Origin of the sequence: Streptomyces gossypii, from assembly GCF_025165795.1 — a bacterium.
Classification (GTDB): Bacteria; Actinomycetota; Actinomycetes; order Streptomycetales; family Streptomycetaceae; genus Streptomyces; species Streptomyces gossypii.
The window spans coordinates 84,390-105,174 of record NZ_JAJAGO010000007.1 but is presented as its reverse complement, the minus strand read 5'-3'; the positions used below and the strand labels follow the sequence as shown (position 1 = coordinate 105,174).

12 protein-coding genes are annotated in these 20,785 nt (G+C 72.7%); 8 read left to right on the top strand and 4 right to left on the bottom strand.

Annotated features, from left to right (window positions below; all coding sequences use genetic code 11):
• Positions 1-178: 178 nt before the first annotated feature.
• Both LHJ74_RS16200 and LHJ74_RS16195 read left to right on the top strand, forming a co-directional pair.
• Complete coding sequence (locus LHJ74_RS16200) at positions 179-868, top strand: ABC transporter ATP-binding protein (protein ID WP_260218750.1); 690 nt, start codon at positions 179-181, stop codon at positions 866-868.
• A gap of 68 nt (positions 869-936) precedes the next feature.
• Positions 937-3,234, top strand: coding sequence for an ABC transporter permease (locus tag LHJ74_RS16195; protein ID WP_311203305.1), 2,298 nt, complete (start codon positions 937-939; stop codon positions 3,232-3,234).
• Positions 3,235-3,334: 100 nt separating this feature from the next.
• On the opposite strand, the gene LHJ74_RS16190 is transcribed toward LHJ74_RS16195, so the two are convergent.
• Together LHJ74_RS16190 and LHJ74_RS16185 are read right to left on the bottom strand one after the other, a co-directional pair.
• Positions 3,335-11,611 (bottom strand): type I polyketide synthase, encoded by an 8,277-nt coding sequence (locus LHJ74_RS16190; protein ID WP_260218748.1) that lies wholly within the window; start codon positions 11,609-11,611, stop codon positions 3,335-3,337.
• 123 nt (positions 11,612-11,734) lie between these two features.
• Positions 11,735-12,139 (bottom strand): DUF5997 family protein, encoded by a 405-nt coding sequence (locus LHJ74_RS16185; RefSeq protein WP_260218747.1) that lies wholly within the window; start codon positions 12,137-12,139, stop codon positions 11,735-11,737.
• Positions 12,140-12,197: 58 nt separating this feature from the next.
• Between LHJ74_RS16185 and LHJ74_RS16180 the strand changes: the two genes are divergently transcribed.
• Together LHJ74_RS16180 and LHJ74_RS16175 are read left to right on the top strand one after the other, a co-directional pair.
• Positions 12,198-12,989: a LysR substrate-binding domain-containing protein gene (locus LHJ74_RS16180; protein ID WP_260218746.1), complete on the top strand. Its 792-nt coding sequence runs from the start codon at positions 12,198-12,200 to the stop codon at positions 12,987-12,989.
• A gap of 165 nt (positions 12,990-13,154) precedes the next feature.
• A complete protein-coding gene (locus LHJ74_RS16175; protein WP_260218745.1) occupies positions 13,155-14,123 on the top strand; it encodes an LLM class flavin-dependent oxidoreductase in 969 nt (322 codons plus the stop codon).
• On the opposite strand, the gene LHJ74_RS16170 is transcribed toward LHJ74_RS16175, so the two are convergent.
• Positions 14,103-15,491 carry a 6-phospho-beta-glucosidase gene (locus tag LHJ74_RS16170; RefSeq protein WP_260218744.1) on the bottom strand — a complete coding sequence of 463 codons (1,389 nt, stop codon included), beginning with the start codon at positions 15,489-15,491 and terminating at the stop codon, positions 14,103-14,105. The genes LHJ74_RS16175 and LHJ74_RS16170 overlap by 21 nt on opposite strands.
• The gene (locus tag LHJ74_RS16165; protein WP_260218743.1) at positions 15,488-16,240 is read right to left on the bottom strand and encodes a DeoR/GlpR family DNA-binding transcription regulator; all 753 of its coding nucleotides are present in this window, start codon (positions 16,238-16,240) and stop codon (positions 15,488-15,490) included. Before LHJ74_RS16165 ends, LHJ74_RS16170 begins: the two co-directional genes overlap by 4 nt.
• A 125-nt stretch (positions 16,241-16,365) precedes the next feature.
• Here LHJ74_RS16165 and LHJ74_RS16160 point away from each other — a divergent pair, with 125 nt between their 5' ends.
• The 4 genes from LHJ74_RS16160 (at position 16,366) to LHJ74_RS16145 (ending at position 20,774) form a co-directional block, all read left to right on the top strand.
• On the top strand, positions 16,366-17,478 hold the full coding sequence (locus LHJ74_RS16160; RefSeq protein WP_260218742.1) for a carbohydrate kinase family protein: 1,113 nt from the start codon (positions 16,366-16,368) through the stop codon (positions 17,476-17,478).
• 148 nt (positions 17,479-17,626) lie between these two features.
• Positions 17,627-19,039: an extracellular solute-binding protein gene (locus LHJ74_RS16155; RefSeq protein WP_260218741.1), complete on the top strand. Its 1,413-nt coding sequence runs from the start codon at positions 17,627-17,629 to the stop codon at positions 19,037-19,039.
• Between the two features lie 11 nt (positions 19,040-19,050).
• Positions 19,051-19,956, top strand: coding sequence for a carbohydrate ABC transporter permease (locus tag LHJ74_RS16150; RefSeq protein WP_260219024.1), 906 nt, complete (start codon positions 19,051-19,053; stop codon positions 19,954-19,956).
• Positions 19,953-20,774, top strand: coding sequence for a carbohydrate ABC transporter permease (locus LHJ74_RS16145; RefSeq protein ID WP_260218740.1), 822 nt, complete (start codon positions 19,953-19,955; stop codon positions 20,772-20,774). The genes LHJ74_RS16150 and LHJ74_RS16145 overlap by 4 nt, the downstream gene beginning before the upstream one ends.
• Positions 20,775-20,785: the final 11 nt, after the last annotated feature.

Genomic DNA, 20,785 nt, shown 5'->3' with positions numbered 1-20,785 from the left:
AATCAGCCGTGGGACGCAGTGGCCCGCACCGTGGGCGTACATCGCAGGGATGACGGGTCGGCGCCTCATCCGCGGACGGTACGGATCTTCCGCACAGCGGCCGACGTGGATACGTCGCAGGCGCTCCTACCGTCAGGGCGGCTGCCCGAAGAGGCGGCATCCGAGCAGTGGAGGACTGATGACCGACCCCCTCATCGACGTACGAGATGTGGCCAAGGAGTACGACGAGGGCCGGGCCGCACTGGCCGGGCTGACGCTGCGGGTGCGCGCCGGGGAGGCACTCGCGGTGCGGGGCCCGTCCGGGAGTGGCAAGTCGACACTGCTGAACCTGATCGCCGGTCTCGACCGCCCGAGCAGGGGCAGCGTCACGGTCGACGGGCTGCGCGTCGACGAGCTGAGTGAGAGCGCCTCGGCGAAGTACCGGCGTTCCCGCATCGGGATGGTCTTCCAGTTCTTCAATCTCCTCGACGACCTCACCGTTACCGACAACGTGCTCCTGCCTGCCCAGCTCTCCGGCACGCCTCGGGCCCAGGCGGCGGCCCGCGCCGCCGAGTTGCTCGCCTCTCTCGGTATCGACCGGCACGCCGGGGCTTATCCGGGACGGCTCTCGGGCGGCGAGCGGCAGCGCGTCGCGGTCGCACGGGCGCTCATGAACCGCCCGCCGCTGCTGATCGCCGACGAGCCCACGGGCGCGCTGGACACCGCCTCCGGCATGGACGTGTGCGAGCTGCTCCGCGCGTTGAATGCCGACGGGCAGACGATCGTCCTGGTCACCCACGACCTGGCGCTGGCCGAGGCCTGCGCGACGCGGACGATCGAGCTTGTCGACGGGGTCATCGCACGGGACGTCACGGCGGTGACCCGATGAGCGGGCGGGTCGTGCCGCGGCGGGGGGCCCTGGGCCGAGTGGTGCGCGCAGGGGTCGGGCGGCGACGCGTGCAGACCGCGGTGATCACGCTGACGACCCTGCTCTCGGTGGCCGCCTCCGTACTGGCGGTCGGTCTCCTCGTCGCTTCCCAGGCACCCTTCGACCGGGCCTTCGCCAAGCAGCACGGCGCGCACCTGACGGTCCAGTTCGACGGCTCGGCGGTGACCGCGGAGCAACTGGCCGCCACCGCACACGTGTCCGGGGTGGACGCTGTGGCGGGGCCGTTCGCCGTCTCCTCCGTACGCCAGGGCACGCCCGAGGGGGCGCCGCCCGGTTTCGAACCGCCGCCGCTGACGGTCGCCGGGCGGACGGCGCCCGACAGCCCGGTGGACGAGGTGAGCCTGATCGAGGGCCGTTGGGCCGAGGCTCCCGGCGAGATCGTGCTGGAGGCGGGCGCCCGCCATCCGGACATGAGGACCGGGGACGGCCTGGTGGCCGGCGAGACCGAGCTGAGGGTGGTCGGGATCGCCGAATCGGTGGGCGAGAGCGCCGAGGCCTGGGTCGTGCCTGCGCAGGTGGCCGGGCTGGCCGGGGCGGAGTCCGACTACCAGATGCTCTACCGGTTCACCGACGCCGCCGCCAGCGCCGACATCGCGGCCGGCCGCGACGGGCTCGCCGCCGCCGTGCCGCCGGGTGCGATCGCCGGCACCCAGTCGTATCTGGACGTCCGGCAGACCGCCCAGGAGAACACGGCGGCGTTCATCCCCTTTGTCACCGCCTTCGCCCTGCTGGGCCTGGCGATGTCGGTCCTGGTCATCGGCATCGTGGTCAGCGGCGCGGTGGGCGCCGCGAGGCGGCGGATCGGAATCCTCAAGTCCCTCGGATTCACTCCGCTGCAGATTGGGCGGGCATACGTGGCCCAGGCCCTGATCCCGGCCTCGTTGGGCGCCGCGCTGGGCGCGGCCCTCGGCAACGTGCTCGCCGTGCCGCTGCTGGCCGAGGTGGCCGAGGCGTACGGGACGGCGACGGTGCTGATCCCCCTGTGGGTGGACGTCACTGTCCTGGCAGGTGCGCTGGCCGTGGTGGCCGCCGCCGCGTTCGGCCCCGCGCTGCGGGCGGCGCGGCTGCGCACCGCCGAGGTGATCACCATGGACCAGGCCGCGGTCGGCGCACGGGGGCGGCGAGTGCGGCATCTGCTGGGACGCCTGCCGCTGCCGCGGTCGGTCACCCTGGGCCTGGCGAGTCCCTTCGCCCGCCCCGGGCGCTCGGCGACGCTGGCGTCCGCGGTCGCCTTCGGAGCCTTGGCGGTGACGTTCGCTGTGGGTCTGGGCAGCACGCTGATCGCCATGAAGACCGACGGCGATCCGGACCGGGCAGGCGAGGTCACGGTACGCACGATGCCCCGGCCCGGTCCCGTCCCGGGTGACACGGCGCCCGCGAAGGCGGCCGACCCGGCCGCAGTGGCATCGGCGATCGAAGCCCGCCCGGAGACCGAGTCCTCCTTCTTGGCCGCAAAAACACAGGTGGGCGTCCCGGGCCTGACGGGCGGCACACCGCTGGTGGCATACGAAGGGGACTCCGCCGGCAGCGCCGCCACGATGGTCAGGGGCCGCTGGTTCGACTCTCCGGGGGAGGCGGTCGCGGCGACGCGCTTCCTCCAGGCCACCGGAGTGCGAGTCGGGGAGACGGTCACTCTTGCCGAACAGGGACGCACCGTCCGGCTGCGGATCGTCGGCGAGATCTTCGATCTGGGCGACAAGGGGATGGCGGTGCGCACCGGCGCGTCGTCGGTCGCGGGGCTGAAAGCCCGGTTCCTGCCCGCTGAGTTCAGCGTGGAGCTCAAGTCCGGTACGGATGAGGCGCGCTACCTCGGGGAGCTGAACGCCGCACTGAAGCCGCTCGGCGCGGAGGCGGCGGCGACTGAGGGCGGGAAGTCGAGCGTGGTCCGGGCGATGCAGGCGCTGATCGCGATGCTCACGCTGATGCTGGTCGCCGTGGCCTGCCTGGGCGTGCTCAACGCCGTGGTGCTGGACACCCGGGACCGGGTCCGCGACCTGGGCATTCTCAAGGCCCTGGGGATGACCCCGAGGCAGACGATCGCGCAGGTCCTCACCTCGGTGGCCGGCACAGGCCTGGCGGCGGGGGCGATCGGCGTCCCGCTGGGGGTGGCACTGCATGGCTGGGTGATGCCCGAGATGGGCCGCGCGGTCGGCACCACGATCCCGTCGGCGGACATCGACGTGTACGACGTACCCCTGCTGGCGCTGCTTGCCCTGGCCGGGGTGGCGATCGCGGTGATCGGCGCGCTGCTGCCGGCGGGCTGGGCGGCCCGGACGCATACGGCACGGGCGTTGCGGGCGGAGTGACGAGGAAGGAGCGGCGGGTGGCGGGCAGGGCCGGGGCCGGGGCCGGGAGCATCGTGGCTGCCCGGCTGCCCGGCTGGCTGACGGAGGGACGGACAGACGGTCAGGGCAGGCCGGTGAGCCAGCGGTGTACGGCGAGTGCGGTGGTGCGGGCGTTGTCTTCGAGCATGGTGAAGTGGTCGCCCGGCACGGTGACTTCGGAGTGCGGCAGGCTCCAGACCGGGGCGGGGCTGGTGCCGGGCAGACGGTCCCGGGCCCGTACGAAGAGGGTGGGGGCCGCGAGTTGCGCTGGTTTCCAGCCCGCGTACAGGTCGAAGTACCCGGCCATGGCGGTGAGTCGGTCCGGATCGGCCGACGCGAACTCCGCCGTTCGCTGGAGCATGTCCGCCGTCATGGCGGAGAGGGACTCCTCACCGATGCCGGTGTCGCCGGAGTAGGTGTCCACCAGCACGACGGCGACCGGGGCGGCACCCTCGGCCCTTTCGGCTTCCAGACGTTCCGCCACGGCCTGGGCGACCCAGCCGCCGGCCGAACGCCCCAGCAGGACGAACGGTTCGCGGCCCGCGCAGGTGAGGACGGCGGCGGCCTGAGCCGTGACGAAGGCGTCCAGCGTGTCCGGCAGTGCCTCCCCCCGGTGGAAGCCGGGATGGCGGAGCGCCGAGACCGGCCGAAGGCCCTGCAGGCCGAGGCCGAGGCGGGCGTACTCCTGCGGGCCGGAGAGCGCGCTGAGCGCCGGGAAGCAGATGAGGCGGGGGCCCGCGCCGCCCGGCGTGAGCGTGACGGCCTCGGGCGCGGCGCCGGGCGCCCCGGCGCGGTCGAAGACCGGACGGAGACGTGCGGCGAGCGTCAGCAGCGCCATCCCGTCCCACGTCCTTCCGCGGGCGCAGGCGGCGCGGAACAGCGCCGACAGGGAGTCCGGAGTCGACAGGGAGTCCGGATCCCCACCGTCCGCCGGGGCGGCGGCCGCCGGGCGGTGGGGGGCTTCGTGCGCCGTCACCTCCTCGGCGTAGCGCTCCTCCAGGTACGCGGCGACCGTGCGAGGCGTGGGGAAGTCGAACAGCAGCGTGGACGGCAGGGGCAGATCCGTCGCCGTCGCGAGTCGGTTGCGCAGGTCGACGGCGGCGAGGGAGTCGAGGCCCAGGTCTGCCAGGACCTCGTCAGCCCCGACCGCGGACTGCCCCTCGGTATGACCGAGCACCGCTGCCGCCAGGGTCCGCACCTCCGCGAGGAGCAGCGCAGCGCGCTGGTCGGGAGGCGCTGCGGCCAGCCGTCGGCTTAGGGGAAGACGGCCGTCGGCCTCTGCCGCGCTTGGCACCGCGCCCAGGACGGGCGTCCCGGGCCGCGCACCCGTCAGCAGCGGGTCGTCCGCCGCGGCAGCCGGGTCGAGTTGGGTAGCCACCAGGACCGCCTCCTCGCTCCGGACGGCGGCGTCGAAGAGCGCGAGGCCCTCTTCCGTGCTGAGCGGGCTGAATCCGGAACGGGAGATCCGCCGCAGGTCCGCTTCCCTGAGATGCGCCGTCATGCCGCTGGTCTGCTGCCAGGGGCCCCAGACGATCGACGTGCCGGGCAGCCCGAGTTCCCTGCGGTGCCGGGCCAGGGCGTCCAGGACGCAGTTCGCCGCCGCGTAGTTGGCCTGACCGGCGGAGCCGAACGTGCCGGCCACCGAGGAGAAGAGAGCGAACATCGCCAGCTCGCGGTCGCGGGTGAGTTCGTGCAGGGCGAGGGCGGCATCAGCTTTGGGCCGCAGCACATGGTCGAGCCGGTCCTGGGTGAGCACCGGGACGATGCCGTCGTCCAGCACGCCGGCGGCGTGCACCACGCCCGTCAGCGCGTGTGCTGCGGGAATCCCGTCGATCAAAGTGGCGAGCGCCGTCCGGTCGGCGACGTCGCACGCCCGGACCGTCACGGAGGCATCCGATTCGGCCAGTTCCGCGCACAGTTCGGGTATTCCCGGCGCTTCGGAACCACGTCGGCCGACGAGCAGCAGGTGACGGACGCCGTGCGTGGTGACCAGATGGCGGGCGATCAGCATGCCCAGCGAGCCGGTCGCGCCGGTGATCATGACCGTGCCCTCGGGATCCAGCCGGGGAAGCGGTCGCTCGTCCCCGGCCGTGGCGGCGGCGCGCACCAGCTTCGGCACGTACGTCGTCCCCCGCCGCACGGCCGTCTCCGGCTCCGTGCCGGCCAGGCGCGCGGGCAGCGCACGCGCCGAGTCGGGGTGACCGTCCACGTCGACGAGCGCGAAGCGGCCCGGGTTCTCTCGCATGGCCGAGCGCACGAGTCCCCAGACGGAGGCGTGGACAGGCGCGGCAGGCCCCTCGTCGGCAGTGCCCTCCCCGGCAGTGCCCTCGCAGGAATCCGCCACGATGACGAGGCGGGAGCGCGCCAGGCGTGGCTCGGCCAGCCAGGACTGCACGAGCGCCAGTGCCCAGGCCGCCGTACGGTGCACCTCCGCCGCGCAGCCCGCACCGGCTACGCAGCCCGCACCGTCAACGCAGCCCGCACCGTCAACGCAGTTCGCCGCGCCGCCACCCGTCCCGGTCGGCGGCGGGCAGGGGGCGACGACAACGGGCGGTGCGGCGGCGGCCACCGCCGCCGTGTCCGCGTACACCCGGATTCCGGAGCCAGAGGGAAGCAGCACGTCCCGCAGCCGAGGGCCCGCTTCGCCCAGTACACCCCACGCGGGCACCGAAGGGCGCGCGGAGTCCGGCGGCAGAGGTACCCAGTCCATACGGAAGAGGCGGCCACCCAGCGCGCTGGAGGCACCCGACCCGGCAGCCGGAAAGGGCCGCAGAGCCAGCGAACGGACCGTCGCGACGAGCGTGCCCGCGCTGTCCGCCAGCTCCAGTCCGGCCCGGCCGTCGGCCCCGGGCGACACCCGCACCCGCAGCCCTCGCGAGCCGGCGGAGCGGCCGGTCGGGTCGCCGGTGAGGTGCAGCCGCACACCGCTGAAGGCGAACGGCAGAGACACGGCACCGTCGCCGCCCTCCGCCGACGCGAGGCCGCCCAGTGCCACGGAGTGCAGTGCCGCGTCCAGCAGCGCGGGATGCAGGGCGAAACCGGGGGCGCCCTGGCCGGGGAGGGAACCCCCGGCGGCTTCGGGGAGCGCCGCTTCGGGGAGCGCGACCTCGGCGTACAGGTCGTCGCCGAGACGCCAGGCGGCGTGCAGGCCACGGAAAGCCGGGCCGTAGTGCAGCCCGCCGTGAGCCAGACGTTCGTAGAAACCCGCACCGCCTCCAGGTGCCCCCGGCCCCCCGGCGAGGGCCAGCGGGACAGCGCCCGGCGGGGGCCAGGTGTGGTGCGCCGCCCGCTCTTGGCCACCGACGGGGGGTTCCTGAGGTGTGAGCGTCCCGGAGGCGTGCCTGCGCCAGGACCGGTCGCCCGCCACGGTGTGCGGGCGGGCGTGGCAGACCACGGCCCGCCTGCCGTCCCCGTCCGCCCCCGCCACCTTCACCTGTACTTCGACGGTCTCACCGGCGGTCAGCGGCAGGGGCGTGGTCAGGGTGAGTTCGTCCAGGACGGGTGTCCCGGCCAGTGCACCGGCGTGCAGTGCCATGTCGACGAAGGCGGTCGCGGGCAGCAGTACCGTGCCCGCCACCGCGTGATCGGCCAGCCAGGGGTGCTCGTGGAGCGCGAGCAGCCCGCTCAGCAGCAGGCCGCCGTCTTCCGCAGTCGGCGTTGCCGACCGGAGGAACGGGTGGGACCGCAGGTGCGGGTGGGAAGGGGGAGTGGCGCCGGGCGCCACCGTGGACGGTGCCGGTGGGTCCGCGTCGAGCCAGTACCGGCGGCGCTGGAACGCGTAAGTGGGCAGCGGGGTGCGCCGTGCGCCGCGACCGGCGAACACCCCCTGCCAGCCGACGGGCACGCCGCTCGCGTGGAGCGCGGCCACGGTGCCGAGCAGAGCCTGTGCCTCCGGCTGCGAACTGCTCAAGGTCGGCAGGACCAGCGGCGCGGGGGCTCCGGTGCCCGTGCCCGCCGACGCCGGGTGCGGTGTGGCGAGGCAGGGGCGGGCCAGGCCCGTGAGTACGGCGTCCGGGCCGAGTTCGACGTAGCGCGTCGCACCCCGCTCGCGCAGAGACGTCATCGAGTCGGCGAAGCGGACCGGGCGGCGGACGTGGTCCACCCAGAAGTCCGGGGAGCACAGCTCCTCGTCGGTGGCGGTCCGGCCCGCCAGGGACATCACCAGGGGCATCTTGGGCCGGGAGTAGGAGAGCCCTCGCGCCACCTGGGCGAGGTCGGCGAGTACCGGTTCCATGTGCGCGGAGTGGAAGGCATGGCTCACCCGCAGCGGCGACGTCGCGCGGCCCCGCCCGCTCCAGTGCGCCACCGCTTCCCGGACCGCCGCCTCGTCCCCGGAGACGACCACGCTGGAGGGCCCGTTGACTGCGGCGACGTCGACCGCCCGGCCCCCGCTCGCCAGGTAGGCGGCCACCTCGTCCTCACCGGCCTGGACGGCGGCCATGGTGCCGCCCGCGGGAAGGGCGCCCATCAGCCGGCCGCGTGCCGCCACCAGGGTGCAGGCGTCCGCGAGGGAGAGCACCCCGGCGACGTGCGCCGCGGTCACCTCGCCGATGGAGTGCCCCGCCACCAGGTCGGGACGTACCCCCCAGGATTCGAGCAGCCGGAACAGGGCCGTCTCCAGCGCGAAGAGCGCCGGCTGTGCGAACTGCGTCTCTTGAAGGAGAGCACCGGCCGGTGACCCGCTGTCGGCGAAGGCCACCTCACGCAACGGCCTCGGGAGCAGTGGGTCGAAGAGTGTGCACATCTCGTCGAACGCCCGGACGAAGGCCGGGTGGAGCGCGTGGAGTTCATGCAACTCGCGTCCCATGCCCGCTCGTTGACTGCCCTGCCCGGTGAAGAGGAAGGCCAGCGGGCCGCTTTGGCGGGGCCCGCCCGTACACACCCCCTGCCGGCCCCTTCCCTCGGCCACCGCCCGCAGGGAGGCGAGCAACTCCCGGCGGTCCTCGGCCACCACCACGGCACGGTGCTCGAAGGCGGTGCGGGTGGTGGCCAGCGACCATCCGGTGTCCACCAGGTTCGCGCCGGGGTCGGCGGCCAGGTGATCGTGCAGCCGCTGGGCCTGGGCCCGCAGTCCCGGCTCGCTCCGGGCCGAGACCGGGAACGGCACCGCCGCTGCGGGCACGGGCCCGCCCGCCGCGCAGGAGTCGGCAGGCGTGAGAGCAGCCGGTGCCTGCTCCAGGATCACATGCGCGTTGGTGCCGCTGATCCCGAAGGCGGACACTCCCGCCCGCCGTGGGCGGCCCGTCACGGGCCACTTTACGGCCCGGGTCAGCAGCGACACCGTCCCGGCCGACCAGTCGACGCCGGGGGTCGGTTCGTCGGCGTGCAGCGTACGGGGCAGTTCACCGTGCGCCATCGCCTGCACCGTCTTGATGACCCCGGCGACCCCCGCGGCGGCCTGCGTGTGACCGATGTTCGACTTGACCGAGCCCAGCCACAGCGGACGCTCCCGCGCCTCCTGCCCGTACGCCGCGAGGAACGCCTCCGCCTCGATGACGTCGCCCAACCGCGTACCCGTGCCGTGCGCCTCGACCGCGTCGATCTCACCGGGCGTCAGACTCGCGTCGGCGAGAGCCTGCCGGATCACGCGCTGCTGCGCTGGTCCGTGCGGCGCCGTCAGGCCGTTGCTCGCCCCGTCCTGGTTCACCGCGGAGCCCTTCACCACGGCCAGGACCGGGTGTCCGGCGCGGCGCGCCTCCGACAGGCGGCTCATCAGGAGCATCCCGGCGCCCTCGGCCCACCCCGCGCCGTCGGCTGCCGCCCCGAAGGCTTTGCAGCGTCCGTCGCGGGCCAGCGCACGCTGCCGGCTGAACTCGACGAACGAGGTCGGCCCCGACATGACCGTGACACCACCGGCCAGCGCGAGGGCGCATTCACCCCTGCGCAGTGCCTGGGCCGCCAGATGCAGGGACACCAGGGACGAGGAGCACGCCGTGTCCACGGTGAGCGCCGGTCCCTCCAGACCGAAGGTGTAGGCGATCCGGCCCGAGGCGACGCTGCCGGCGTTGCCGATGCCGAGGTACCCCTCGACGTGCTCCGGGGTGACCGCGAAACGGCCCGCGTAGTCGCTGTACATGACTCCGGCGTACACACCCGTGGCCGAGCCGCGCGCGGTGCGGGGATCCATCCCGGCACGCTCGAACGCCTCCCAGGCCACTTCGAGCAGCAGCCGGTGCTGCGGGTCCATGGCCAGCGCCTCGCGGGGCGAGATGCCGAAGAAGGCCGGGTCGAAGCGGTCCACTCCGGAGAGGAAGCCGCCCTCGCGCACATAGGTCCGGCCGGCCCGGCCGGGGTCCGGATCGAACAACTGGTCGGTGTCCCAGCCCCGGTCGGCGGGGAAGGGGCCGACGGCGTCCACTCCGTTGCTCACCAGCTGCCACAGCTCCTCGGGGGAGGTCACCCCTCCGGGGTAGCGGCAGGCCATCCCCACGATCACCACGGGGTCGTCGTCGGCACGGGACGCCCCTCCTCGTGCCAGGACGGCCCCGGACGGTTCGGTGGCGGACCGCGCCCGCAGGTGCGCGGCCAGCGCGGCGGCCGTCGGGTAGTCGAAGGCGACGGCCTCCGAGAGGGAGAGCCCCGTCACCGTCGACAGGCGTTCGCGCAGCACCGTCGACGTCAGTGAATCCATGCCCAGGTCCCGGAGCGCCGTTCCGGGCTCCACCTCCTCGGCCGTGCAGTCGAGCACGGCCGCGACCTCGGCCCGTACCAGAGCCAGCGCGTCCGCCGCCGGGAAGCCGTCCTGCCGCGGGGCCTCCGCTTCGAGGAGCCGCGCGGGTTCGTCGGCCAGCGCGTGCCTCCTGACCTTGCCGGAGGCGGTGCGCGGTATCCGGGCCACCTGGTACAGGTCCACCGGAACCTTGAACAGCGAGAGCTGCCGACGGCATGCGGAAAGGATCCGCTTCCTGCCGGGTAAGCCTTCGTGCCCGGGGACCAGGTAGGCGACCGGCACCTCGCCGAGCGCGGGGTGCGGGCGTCCGGCCACCGCGGCGTCCGCGACCCCCGGCAGTTCCCGCAGCACGGGCTCCACCTCGGAGGGATGGATCTTCTTGCCGCCGCGGACGATCAGTTCACCGGCCCGCCCCGTGATGACGAGTTCACCGGAGGCGTCGATCCTCGCCAGGTCACCCGTACGGAACCAGCCGTCGCGCAGCACCTCGGCGGTGGCCTCCGGCCTGCCGTGGTAACCGGCCATCACACCCGGCCCGCTGACCCACAGCTCACCCTCACCCACCTCCCTTCCGTCGCTGCCGCCGCCGACGCGGAGCCGGGTACCGGGAATCACCGGGCCGCACGAGTCGGCCGCCGTGCTGCCGTCCGGCGCCGGCATGGTGACCGGGCCGGCCTCCGTGCTGCCGTAGTGCTCCAGGAACGGGACGCCGCAGGTCTCCTCGAAGGACCGCCGGAAGTCGGGGCCTGCCGAGGCGCCCCCGCTGATGCAGCCACGCAGCGCCGGCGTGCCCAGCCCTTCGCCTTCCTGGTCGCGGACGGCACCGAGGAGTTCGCCGTACGTCGTCGGCACCCCGCCGAGGAGGGTGTACGGGGAGTCAGTCCGGTGCAGTTCGCCCCTCACCTCCGCCACCGAGAACCGGGGCAGGATCAGAGCGCTCGCACCGGTCGCCGCCACCGCGATGACGCAGAGCAGCTGACTCATCGCGTGGTGGACGGGCAGCGGCCACAGCAGGCGGTCGTGCCGTGACATGCCGAGGACGTCGACGAAACCCGCGGCGACCGGCGTCAGGCGGCTCCGCTGCGTGGAGAGCACGCCCTTGGGGGCGCCGGTGGACCCGGAGGAGTAGAGCAGCCAGGCCACCTCGTCCAGCCCGAGGTCGTCCGGGGCGGGAGCGGGCGGCTCCGTGCCCACCAGATCCCGGTAGCTCAGGACGACGCCCGGCTGCGGCTCGCCGAAGCCCTCGCGGGCTTCGCGGGCCTCGCCGGCTTCGCCGCCGCCCTCGGCCACCACCACGGTCAGCTGGGGGCGCTGCGCCAGCAGGCGCTGCAGACGCGGCAGCTGAGGACGGCCGGTGATGACCACCTGGGCGCCGCTGTCGTCCAGCAGGTGGGCCAGCTCGGGCTCGGCACACCCCGGATCCAGCGGTACACCCACCGCACCGGTCCGGGTGACGGCGAGAAGGCTCTCGACCGCCTCGACGCGATTGTCGAGGAGGATGACCACGCGCTCACCGCGCCCCGGCGTGAGAGCCGCCAGATGCCCGGCCAGCCGTCCCGTCCGCTGCTCAAGCTCCCCGTAGGTAAGACGGGTACGGCGGTCCTCGAAGGCGACCTTGTCCCCGAAGCGCCGGGCGTGCTCCCGCAGCAGTTCCGGCAGCGGCCTGACGACGTCTGCGTGTGATCCCACCCGACCGGCCCTCCCGTGCCCGCACGTGAGTGATGATCGTGACACATCTCCCGCGGCGTACGGGCGAACCGGGCGTGCGGTGGCTGCGGTGCGCGCGGCAGGCCGTGACCCGCCCGCGGGGCGTCAGTCCTGCGCGCCGCGGTTCTGGCCGGCGCGCTCCGCGTGCATCTCCTTGATGCGGACCGTTTCCTTCCGGACCTCGGCCTGGGTGGCGCGCTCCCGCTGGAGCCAGTCGGGCGCCTCGCTCTTCAACGCGTCGATCTGCTCAGTGGTGAGGGCTTCCGTGACACCGCCGCGCGCGAGGCCGGAGATGGAGACACCCAGCTTGGCCGCGACCACCGGCCGGGGGTGCGGGCCGCTGCGTCGCAGTTCCAGCAGCCACTGGGGCGGGTCGGCCTGCAGGGCGGTCAGCTCGGAGCGCGAGACGGTGCCCTCCTGGAACTCGGTGGGGGTGGCCTCGAGGTACACCCCCAGTTTCTTCGCCGCAGTCGCGGGCTTCATCGTCTGGGTGGTCTGGTGCGCAGTCATGGTGTCCAGGGTATCGAGCGTGTGCGGGCCCTCCGACCACGACCGGTAGCCTGGCAACGTGACAGGCTCGGATGTACCCCCCTCGTTCCGGCTCGCGTACGTCCCCGGGGTGACGCCCACCAAGTGGGTGCGGATCTGGCACGAGCGGCTGCCCGGAGTGCCGCTGACCTTGGTCCCGGTGTCCGCCGCCGAAGCGTGCGGGCTGCTCCGGAGCCGGGGAGCCGACGCGGGCTTCGTGCGGCTGCCCGTCGACCGGACGGACCTCAGCGCGATCCCCCTCTACACCGAGACGACGGTGGTCGTGGTCCCGAAGGACCATGTGGTGACGGCGGTGGACGAGGTGTCGGCCGCGGATCTGGCCGACGACATCGTGCTGCATCCCTGTGACGACACGCTCGAATGGGAGCACCGCCCCGGACGGCCCGCGCTCGAGCGCCCCGCCACCACGGAGGATGCCGTGGAACTGGTGGCGGCCGGGGTCGGACTGCTCGTGGTCCCGCAGTCGCTCGCCCGCCTGTACCACCGCAGGGACCTCACCTACCGGCCGGTCTCGGACGCCCCCGAGTCGCGGATCGCGCTGTCCTGGCCGGAGGAGGAAACCACCGAACTGGTGGAGGATTTCATCGGGATCGTCCGGGGGCGGACGGTCAACAGCTCGCGGGGCCGCTCTCCCGCCCCGGCGCAGCCGAAGGGCAAGGTCGCGGACACGGGCGGTGGCGGCGCACGGCGGAAGTCCGTACCCGGAAAGCCGGGGGGCAAGAACACCCGGAAGAGCTCTGCCGGTTCCAAGGGCGGTCCCAAAGGTGCTCCCAAGGGCGGCAAGCAGGGCAAGGCTCGCCGACGGGGGTAGCCCCCGCGACAGCTCGGCGGCGGGCGACGCGGACCGGGGGTGCGGGCCAGGAGTGCGGGCCAGGAGTGGGCGGCGCGGGCGACCGTACACTCCAAGCCGTACGGTTCTGCGCTTGACCGCCCAGGGTGCTCGCAGTGCCCCGAGTGCCCAGCCGAAGGAGCACCCATGGACTCGACCGCGACCGGCCCCGCCGTGGGCGTGATGCTGACACGGGACATCCCGGCCGGGCAGGCGGTGCCGTACGCCCGCCGTGCCGAAGACCTCGGGTTCGACGAGATCTGGGTGGTCGAGGACCTGGGTTTCCGTGGCGGCATCGCGCAGGCGGCCGCCGTACTCGGCGCCACCTCCCGCATCCGGGTGGGCATCGGGATCGTCCCCGTCGGCGCCCGCAATCCCGCCTTCGCCGCCATGGAGGCGGCCACCCTCGGCCAGCTCTTCCCAGGGCGCGTCGACGTGGGCGTCGGGCACGGCATGCCCGGCTGGATGCGCAGCATCGGCGAGTGGCCCGACAGCCCCCTCACCCTTCTGCGGGAGTACCTGGACGCCGTACGGGCGCTGCTGCGCGGAGAGCGTCTGGAGACAGCCGGACGCTACATCCGTCTCGACGGCATCGAGCTGGAGGACTGCGCCAGGCCGGACGTCGTGCCGGACATCCTGGCCGGGGTGCGGGGGCCCAAGTCCCTCGCCGTCTCCGGAGCCGCCGCCGACGGGACCATCCTGGCCGAGCCCGTCAGCCCGCAGTACGCACGGGAGGCCGTCGGCCACATCGGCGCCACGCGCCCGCACCGGCTCGTCGCCTACAACGTCGCCTCCGTCGGCACCGACCCCGCCGCCGCCCTCGCCGCGGCACGCCCAGGGCTCGAGTGGGTCGGCGAACCGGACTGGGCCGCCCACATCCGCGTCCTGCCCTTCGCCGGTGAACTGGCGGCTCTGCGGGCGGACTGCGCCACCCGCGAGGAGTTCGGCCGCCGCATTCCCGACGCGTGGATACCCCAGCTCGCCGTGGCCGGCACTCCGGCGCAGGCGCGCGCACGGATCGACGAACTGCACGGAGCGGGCGTCACCAGCGCCGTCCTGATCCCCGGCGGCGGCGACCACCTCACCGCCCTCGACTCACTGGCGCGGGTGCTCTGAGAAACCGCCGGCCGCGTCGAGGATGCGTCCGGCCACGGCCACGGAGTCGACGAGCGGGTGGAGGGCCAGCGCCCGCAGGGCCGCGTCCCGCGAACCCGACTGGGCCGCTTCGATGGTGGAGCGTTCGACTGCCTTGAGGGTGAGCATCAGTCCGAGCTGGTCGGGGGCGACGGCACCCGTCGCCAGCGGGCGGGCGCCGGCCGCGTCGACGAGGCAGGGCACCTCGACGACGGCGTCCGCGTCGATGCCGGGGACGGCGGTGCGGTTGGGGACGTTGAGGATGAGGGTGGTCCGTTCATTGCGGGAGATCGCCCGCATCAGTGCCACGGCGACCCGGTCGTACCCGCCGCCCTCGAGGTCGCAGCTGTCCCGCTGCCAGCCGCCGGACGCCTCGCGGCTCTCGGCCATGTAGGTTTCCTCGCGCTCGCGCCGCGTCCTCTCCCACGCGGCGTAGGCGTCCGGCCCCGTCGCTCCGCTGCCTGAACTGCCTGCGCCGCCTGTGCGCAACTGCTCGTAGAAGCCCGCCTGCTGGGTGTGCAGGTACTCGCCGCGGGTGGCGGTCGCCTGCTGGAGGGAGGCGACCGCTTCGCGGTTGAAGTAGTAGTAGTGCAGATATTCGTTGGGCAGTGAGCCCAGCGCCCGCAGCCAGTCGGCCCCGAACAGCTTGCCCTCCTCGAAGGACTCCAGCGCCGGAGCGTCTGCCAGCAGCGCGGGCAGCCGGTCCTGGCCGTCCACCATGACGCGGCGCAGCCAGCCCAGGTGGTTGAGGCCCACGTAGTCGTAGCCCGCCCGGTCCGGATCGGCTCCCAGGGCGCGTGCGGCACGGCGGCAGAGGCCCACGGGAGAGTCGCAGATGCCGATGACCCGCTCGCCCGCCCCCCGCTCCCGGAAGACCCGGGTCATGGCCTCGGTGACCATGCCCGCCGGGTTGGTGAAGTTGATGACCCAGGCGTCCGGGGCCACCTCCGCGATGCGCTCGGCGATCCGCACGGCCACCGGCAGCGTGCGCAGCCCGTAGAGCACGCCGCCCGCTCCCACCGTCTCCTGGCCCAGCACTCCTTCGGCCAGCGAGCTGCGCTCATCGCTGACCCTGCCGCCGAGGCCGCCGACCCGGATGGCGGAGAAGACGAAGTCGGCGCCGCGCAGCGCGTCGTCCAGCTCGGTGGTGGTGCGCACGGCGGGGGAGGGGCCCTGGTGCTGCGCGGTCTGCTGGGCGAGCACCGCTCCGATCGCGTCGAGGCGCCCGCGATCGGTGTCGTAGAGGACGAGTTCGGTGCAGCGCCCCGCCGGGTCCTTCTGGTCGTCGAGCAGGGCCTGATGAACCAGCGGCACTCGGAATCCGCCGCCGCCCAGCACAGTGAGCCTCATACCTGAACTACCTCCACTTCGGCCTCGCGGAACACGGCGAGGGTGGCCGGGTCGGACGACCGGCCGGTGACGAGCATGTCGATTTCGGAGGGCCCGCAGATCCGGGCGCTCCCGGTGCCGGGGAACTTCTTGGCCGTGGCGAGAAGGACGACCTGGCGGGCGGACGACATCATCGCCCGCTTGACCGGTACTTCGATGTCCGTGGTGTCGAGCACCCTGCCGTCCGGGAGCACCCCGCTGGTGCCGAGGAAGAGCCGGTCCACATACAGCTCGCGCAGGCTGGACTCCGTCAGAAAGCCCACCAGCGAGTGGTAGTTGGGCCTTACCTGGCCGCCCAGCAGGATCAGGGTCACCTCGGGGTCGCCGCGCAGTTCCTCGTACACCGCGAGATTGCTGGTGACGACGGTGATCTTCCGGCCGTGCAGCCGCCGGGCGAGCTGGAGCGTCGTGGTGCCGATGTCGAGCAGCACCACCTCGCCGTCCTCGACCGTCCCGGAGGCGTGCTGGGCGACGGCGTTCTTGGCCGCCAGATCGTCCACCTCCTCCTCGGCGAACGGCCGCTCGGCGCTGTCCCGGGCGACGGCGCCGCCGTACACCCGGCGCAGCTGGCCCGCGCCGCTGAGGTCGGCGACATCGCGCCTGGCGGTGGCCTCGCTGATCTCCAGCCGTCGGGCGATCTCGGTGACAGGAAGCACCCCCTCCTCGCGGAGGATCCGCAGGAGTTGGTCGTGGCGGGTCTCGCGCAGCATGGCTGGAGACTATCCCGGCTGAGCGACTTTGCGCGAGAGTGACTGAGGTATTGCATTCCTGGGTGCTTCCGTGCAAGGTGTCGGTCATCACATGGACGTCTTTCAGCCAGAGGGGGCGAGAGGGTTTGAACACCAACGGGAGCGCCCGACCAGCACCGGCTTCCGGGCCGGTGGATCCGCTTGCCGCTCGGCGTGAGGACGCCGGGGCCCCGGAAGTCGACGTCTTCCTGACGGGCACCGTCTTTCTCGACATCATCTTCACCGGGCTCGACCACGCACCCGTGCGCGGCACGGAGTCCTGGGCCAGCGGCATGGGGTCCAGCCCGGGAGGCGTCGCCAACATGGCCACCGCGCTCAGCCGTCTCGGTCTGCGGACTTCGCTGGCCGCCGCCTTCGGAGACGACGTGTACGGGGACTACTGCTGGGAGAGCCTTTCCGACAACGAGGGCATCGACCTGACCCCCTCGCACCGGGCACGGGGCTGGCATTCACCGGTGACCATGTCCATGGCCTACGAAGGGGAGCGGACGATGATCTCCCACGGCCACGAGGCGCCGCAGCCCTGCGTCAGTGTGGGGGAGCGCCCCCGCTCCCGTGCCTGTGTGACCTCGCTGGCCCCCGGGCGGCTGGAGAACTGGGCGCGACAGGCGCATGCGGAGGACAGCCTGATCTTCGCGGACGTCGGCTGGGACGAGACCGGCGCCTGGGATCCGGACACCCTCGCCGACCTGTCGTTCTGCCACGCCTTCCTGCCCAACTCCACCGAGGCGCTGCACTACACCCGGACGGAGACCCCCGAGCAGGCGGTACGCGCCCTGGCCGAGCTGGTACCGATCGCCGTCGTCACCAAGGGCTCCGGCGGTGCGGTGGCGATCGACTCGATCTCCGGGGAGACGGCCGACGTGCCGTCGCTGCGGGTGGAGGCGCTCGACCCCACGGGCGCCGGTGACGTGTTCGTCGCCGGATTCACCGCGGGCACGCTGGCGGGCTGGCCGCTCGCCGACCGGCTCGCCTTCGCCAACCTCACGGCCGGTCTGTCCGTGCAGCACTTCGGCGGATCCCTCTCCGCGCCCGGCTGGAGAGAGGTCGCCGCCTGGTGGCAGTACGCCACCCGGTGCGGGGGACAGGCCGAGGAAGTGATGCGGCGTTACCGCTTCCTCGACGACCTGCTGCCCCCGGTCAACTTCGAGGGGTCTCTGCGCCGGGCCACTCCGACCATAGGCTTCCGCGCCTCCTAGGGGCGAATGCTCCCCGGAGGGTTGTTGACGCCGGTGACGGGTGGCGGCCTGCGCCGCCCGGTCGTCCGGGCCAGGGCAGGCGAGCAAGATCCACACGACAGACTCCGACGGCACCGGCCGTCGGGGCGCCCCAGAGGAGTTGCTGACGATGAGCTTCCCGCGCCGTTGGATACGCCCGCGCCGCCGCCCCGGGGCCGCGGTCGCACTGGCCTTGGGCGTCGCCCTTGCCGGGTCGGCCTGTGTGCCCGGCACCGACGGGTCCGGTGCCGGGCCCGGCGGCGCCGGAGGCGCCACCGCGGTCCCCGATCCCGCCAAGGCGGGGAAGGTGACGCTGACGGTGTGGGACCAGGAGGTCCGCGGCGGTCAGAACGCGACGATCGAGCGCTTGAACAAGGAGTTCCAGGAGAAGTACCCGAACGTAGCGATCAAGCGTGTCGCACGGAGCTTCTCCGATCTGAAGACGACGCTGAAGCTCGCGCTCTCGGGGAACAACCCGCCGGACGTCGTCCAGGCCAACCAGGGCTACGCGGACATGGTCGCCTTCGTCAAGGCCGGGCTCCTCACCCCGCTCGACAACTACGCGGGCATCTACGGCTGGAACACCCGCTACCCGAACACCCTGCTCAACCTCAACCGTGTCTCGGCGAACGGCACGCACTTCGGCACCGGCCGCCTCTACGGGATGTCCCAGACCGGCGAATACGTCGGCATGTACTACAACAAGGACGTCCTGAAGAAGGCCGGACTCAAACCGCCGCGCACCTGGGGAGAGTTCACCCGAAGCCTTCCCGTCCTCAAGAAAGAGGGACAGCTCCCCGTACAGCTCGGGAACCTCGACAAGTATCCGGCGATCCACACCTTCGGCGTACTCCAGGATCAGGCCGGCGGCGCGGAGAACACCCGCGACACCGTGCTGGGCCGCGGCGGGGGCTTCGACAACGCCCCGACCCGGGAGGCGGCCGGGACGCTCGCCGACTGGGCCGAGCGCGGCTACCTGCCCAAGGGGGCGAACGGAACCGGCTATGACGACGCGGCGAAGCAGTTCGCCGGAGGCGACGGCGCCTTCCTGATGACCGGGACCTGGCAGCTCGCGGACCTGAAGAAGTCCATGGGGGACAAGCTGGGATTCATGCCGCCGCCGCCCAGCGCGGCGGGCGGCCCGCTGAAGACGACGGGCGGGCAGGGCCTCGCCTGGTCCCTCACCTCCCGCTCCAAGCATCCCGACGTCGCCGCCGCCTATCTCGACTTCCTGACCGGCTCGCACGCCTCCGAGGTGATGACGAAGGAAGGCGTGCTCCCCGCCGTACCGGGCAAGGCCGCCGACGAGGTGCCGGCCGGCAGCGCGGACAGTCAGATGATCAAGGGCTGGGAGCAGTTGAACGCGGACGACGGGCTGGTGCCCTATCTCGACTACACGACCCCGACCTTCTACGACACCCTCTCCGCCGATCTTCAGGGTCTGATCGAGGGCAGCATGCCACCGGACCGTCTGGCGTCTCGGATGGAGAGCGAGTACCAGGCCTTCCGGCGCAAGCAGTCCGGCGACAAGGCAGATCAGTGAGCACCCGCGGCATGGTGCGGGCGTACGCCGCCCGGTACCGCAGGCGCTCGCCGGGAGAGCCGCGTGCGGTGGGCGTGCTCTACGTGCTGCCCGCACTCCTGCTCTACACCCTCTTCCTGCTGATCCCCCTCGGCCAGACGGTGTGGCTCTCGCTGCTGCACTGGGACGGGCTGTCGGCCGCGAGCTGGGCGGGTCTGGACAACTACCGCGACCTGTTCACCGATCCCTCGCTGCGTGCCCCGTTCGGGCACGCGGTGGCGCTGCTGTTCTTCTACGCGGCGCTGCCGGTGGCCATCGGCCTGTTGCTGACCGCCGCGCTGTCACGCTTCCGGGTGCGCGGCATGACGTTCTTCCGGACGGTGCTGTTCCTGCCGCAGGTGCTCGCCATGGTGGTGGTCGGCGTCGCGTGGCGCTCGATCCTGGCACCCGACGGGCTGCTCAACGACCTGCTGCGGGGCGTCGGGCTGGGGTCGTTCGCCCGCTCCTGGCTGGGTGACTACACCTGGGCGCTCCCGGCGGTCGGCGTGATCGGCACCTGGGTGGGGACCGGGCTGTGTCTGGTCCTGTTCCTCGCCGGGGTGCAGCGCATCCCCCGCGAGCTGTACGAGGCGGCGCGGATGGACGGGGCGGGCGCCGTCCGGGAGTTCTTCACCGTCACGCTGCCGGGACTGCGCGGCGAGGTGGCGGTGGCACTCACCCTCACCATCGTCGCGGGCCTGCGCAACTTCGACCTGATCTACATCACCACCAGCGGAGGCCCGGGCAATGCCACCTCGGTGCCGGCCTTCGAGGTGTACCGCCGTGCGTTCGAGATCAACTCGGTGGGCTCGGCCGCCGCGATGGGCGTGGGTCTCACCGTCCTCATCTTCGTACTGACGGTGGCCGTCTCGCGACTGGTGGAAGGCCGGAAATCATGACGACTCGCACCGAACGCCTCTTCACCTACGGCATTCTGGGCCTCTTCACGATCATCTCCCTCACTCCGGTGGTGGGCGTGCTGTTCTCCGCGTTCGGTGACCGGTCCTCGCTGGACACCGGCTTCTCACTGCCGGACGGGCTGAACTGGGGCAATTTCTCGGAGGCGTGGACGCGCGGTCACTTCGGCACCTATATGACGAACTCGGTGCTGGTCGCGGTGGCCGTGGTCTCGGTCACCACCGTCTTGGCCGTGCTGGCCGCGTACGCGCTGGGCGTGATGCGGTTCCCCGGCTCGAACCTCCTGTTCTATCTGTTCATCCTCGGGCTCACCCTTCCGCAGGAGGCGGTGCTGGTACCGCTCTACTTCGATCTGCGGTACTGGGAACTCACGGACACCTACTGGGGGTTGATCCTGCCGCAGACCGCGCAGTCGCTGGCCTTCGGTGTCTTCTGGATGCGTACCTACTTCCGCAGCACCCCGCGTGCGGTGGTGGAGGCCGCCAGGATCGACGGGGCGTCCAGCTGGACGGTTCTGTGGCGGATCCTGGTGCCGATGGGGCGCCCCGCGATCTCCACGATGGTCGTCATCGTCTTCATGTGGACGTGGAACGAGTTCCTGATGGCGCTGGTGATGGTGAGCGACGAGGCACATCGCACGGTGCCCCTGGGCCTCGCCTTCTTCCAGGGCCAGCACAGTTCGGACACCGCACTGCTGGCGGCGGCGTCGGTGCTCATCGCCCTGCCGGTGGTGGTCGTCTACCTCGCGTTGCAGCGCCGTTTCATCGAGGGCATGCTGACGGGCTCGACCAAGGAGTAGAACCGGCGCGC

What these genes read in the sequence shown, in the direction of transcription:
- LHJ74_RS16200 (WP_260218750.1), top strand. Translation starts at nt 179, where the DNA reads ATGACCGACCCCCTCATCGACGTACGAGATGTGGCCAAGGAGTACGAC.
- LHJ74_RS16185 (WP_260218747.1), bottom strand. Translation starts at nt 12,139, where the DNA reads ATGACTGCGCACCAGACCACCCAGACGATGAAGCCCGCGACTGCGGCG.
- LHJ74_RS16175 (WP_260218745.1), top strand. Translation starts at nt 13,155, where the DNA reads ATGGACTCGACCGCGACCGGCCCCGCCGTGGGCGTGATGCTGACACGG.
- LHJ74_RS16170 (WP_260218744.1), bottom strand. Translation starts at nt 15,491, where the DNA reads ATGAGGCTCACTGTGCTGGGCGGCGGCGGATTCCGAGTGCCGCTGGTT.
- LHJ74_RS16165 (WP_260218743.1), bottom strand. Translation starts at nt 16,240, where the DNA reads ATGCTGCGCGAGACCCGCCACGACCAACTCCTGCGGATCCTCCGCGAG.
- LHJ74_RS16155 (WP_260218741.1), top strand. Translation starts at nt 17,627, where the DNA reads ATGAGCTTCCCGCGCCGTTGGATACGCCCGCGCCGCCGCCCCGGGGCC.
- LHJ74_RS16150 (WP_260219024.1), top strand. Translation starts at nt 19,051, where the DNA reads ATGGTGCGGGCGTACGCCGCCCGGTACCGCAGGCGCTCGCCGGGAGAG.
- LHJ74_RS16145 (WP_260218740.1), top strand. Translation starts at nt 19,953, where the DNA reads ATGACGACTCGCACCGAACGCCTCTTCACCTACGGCATTCTGGGCCTC.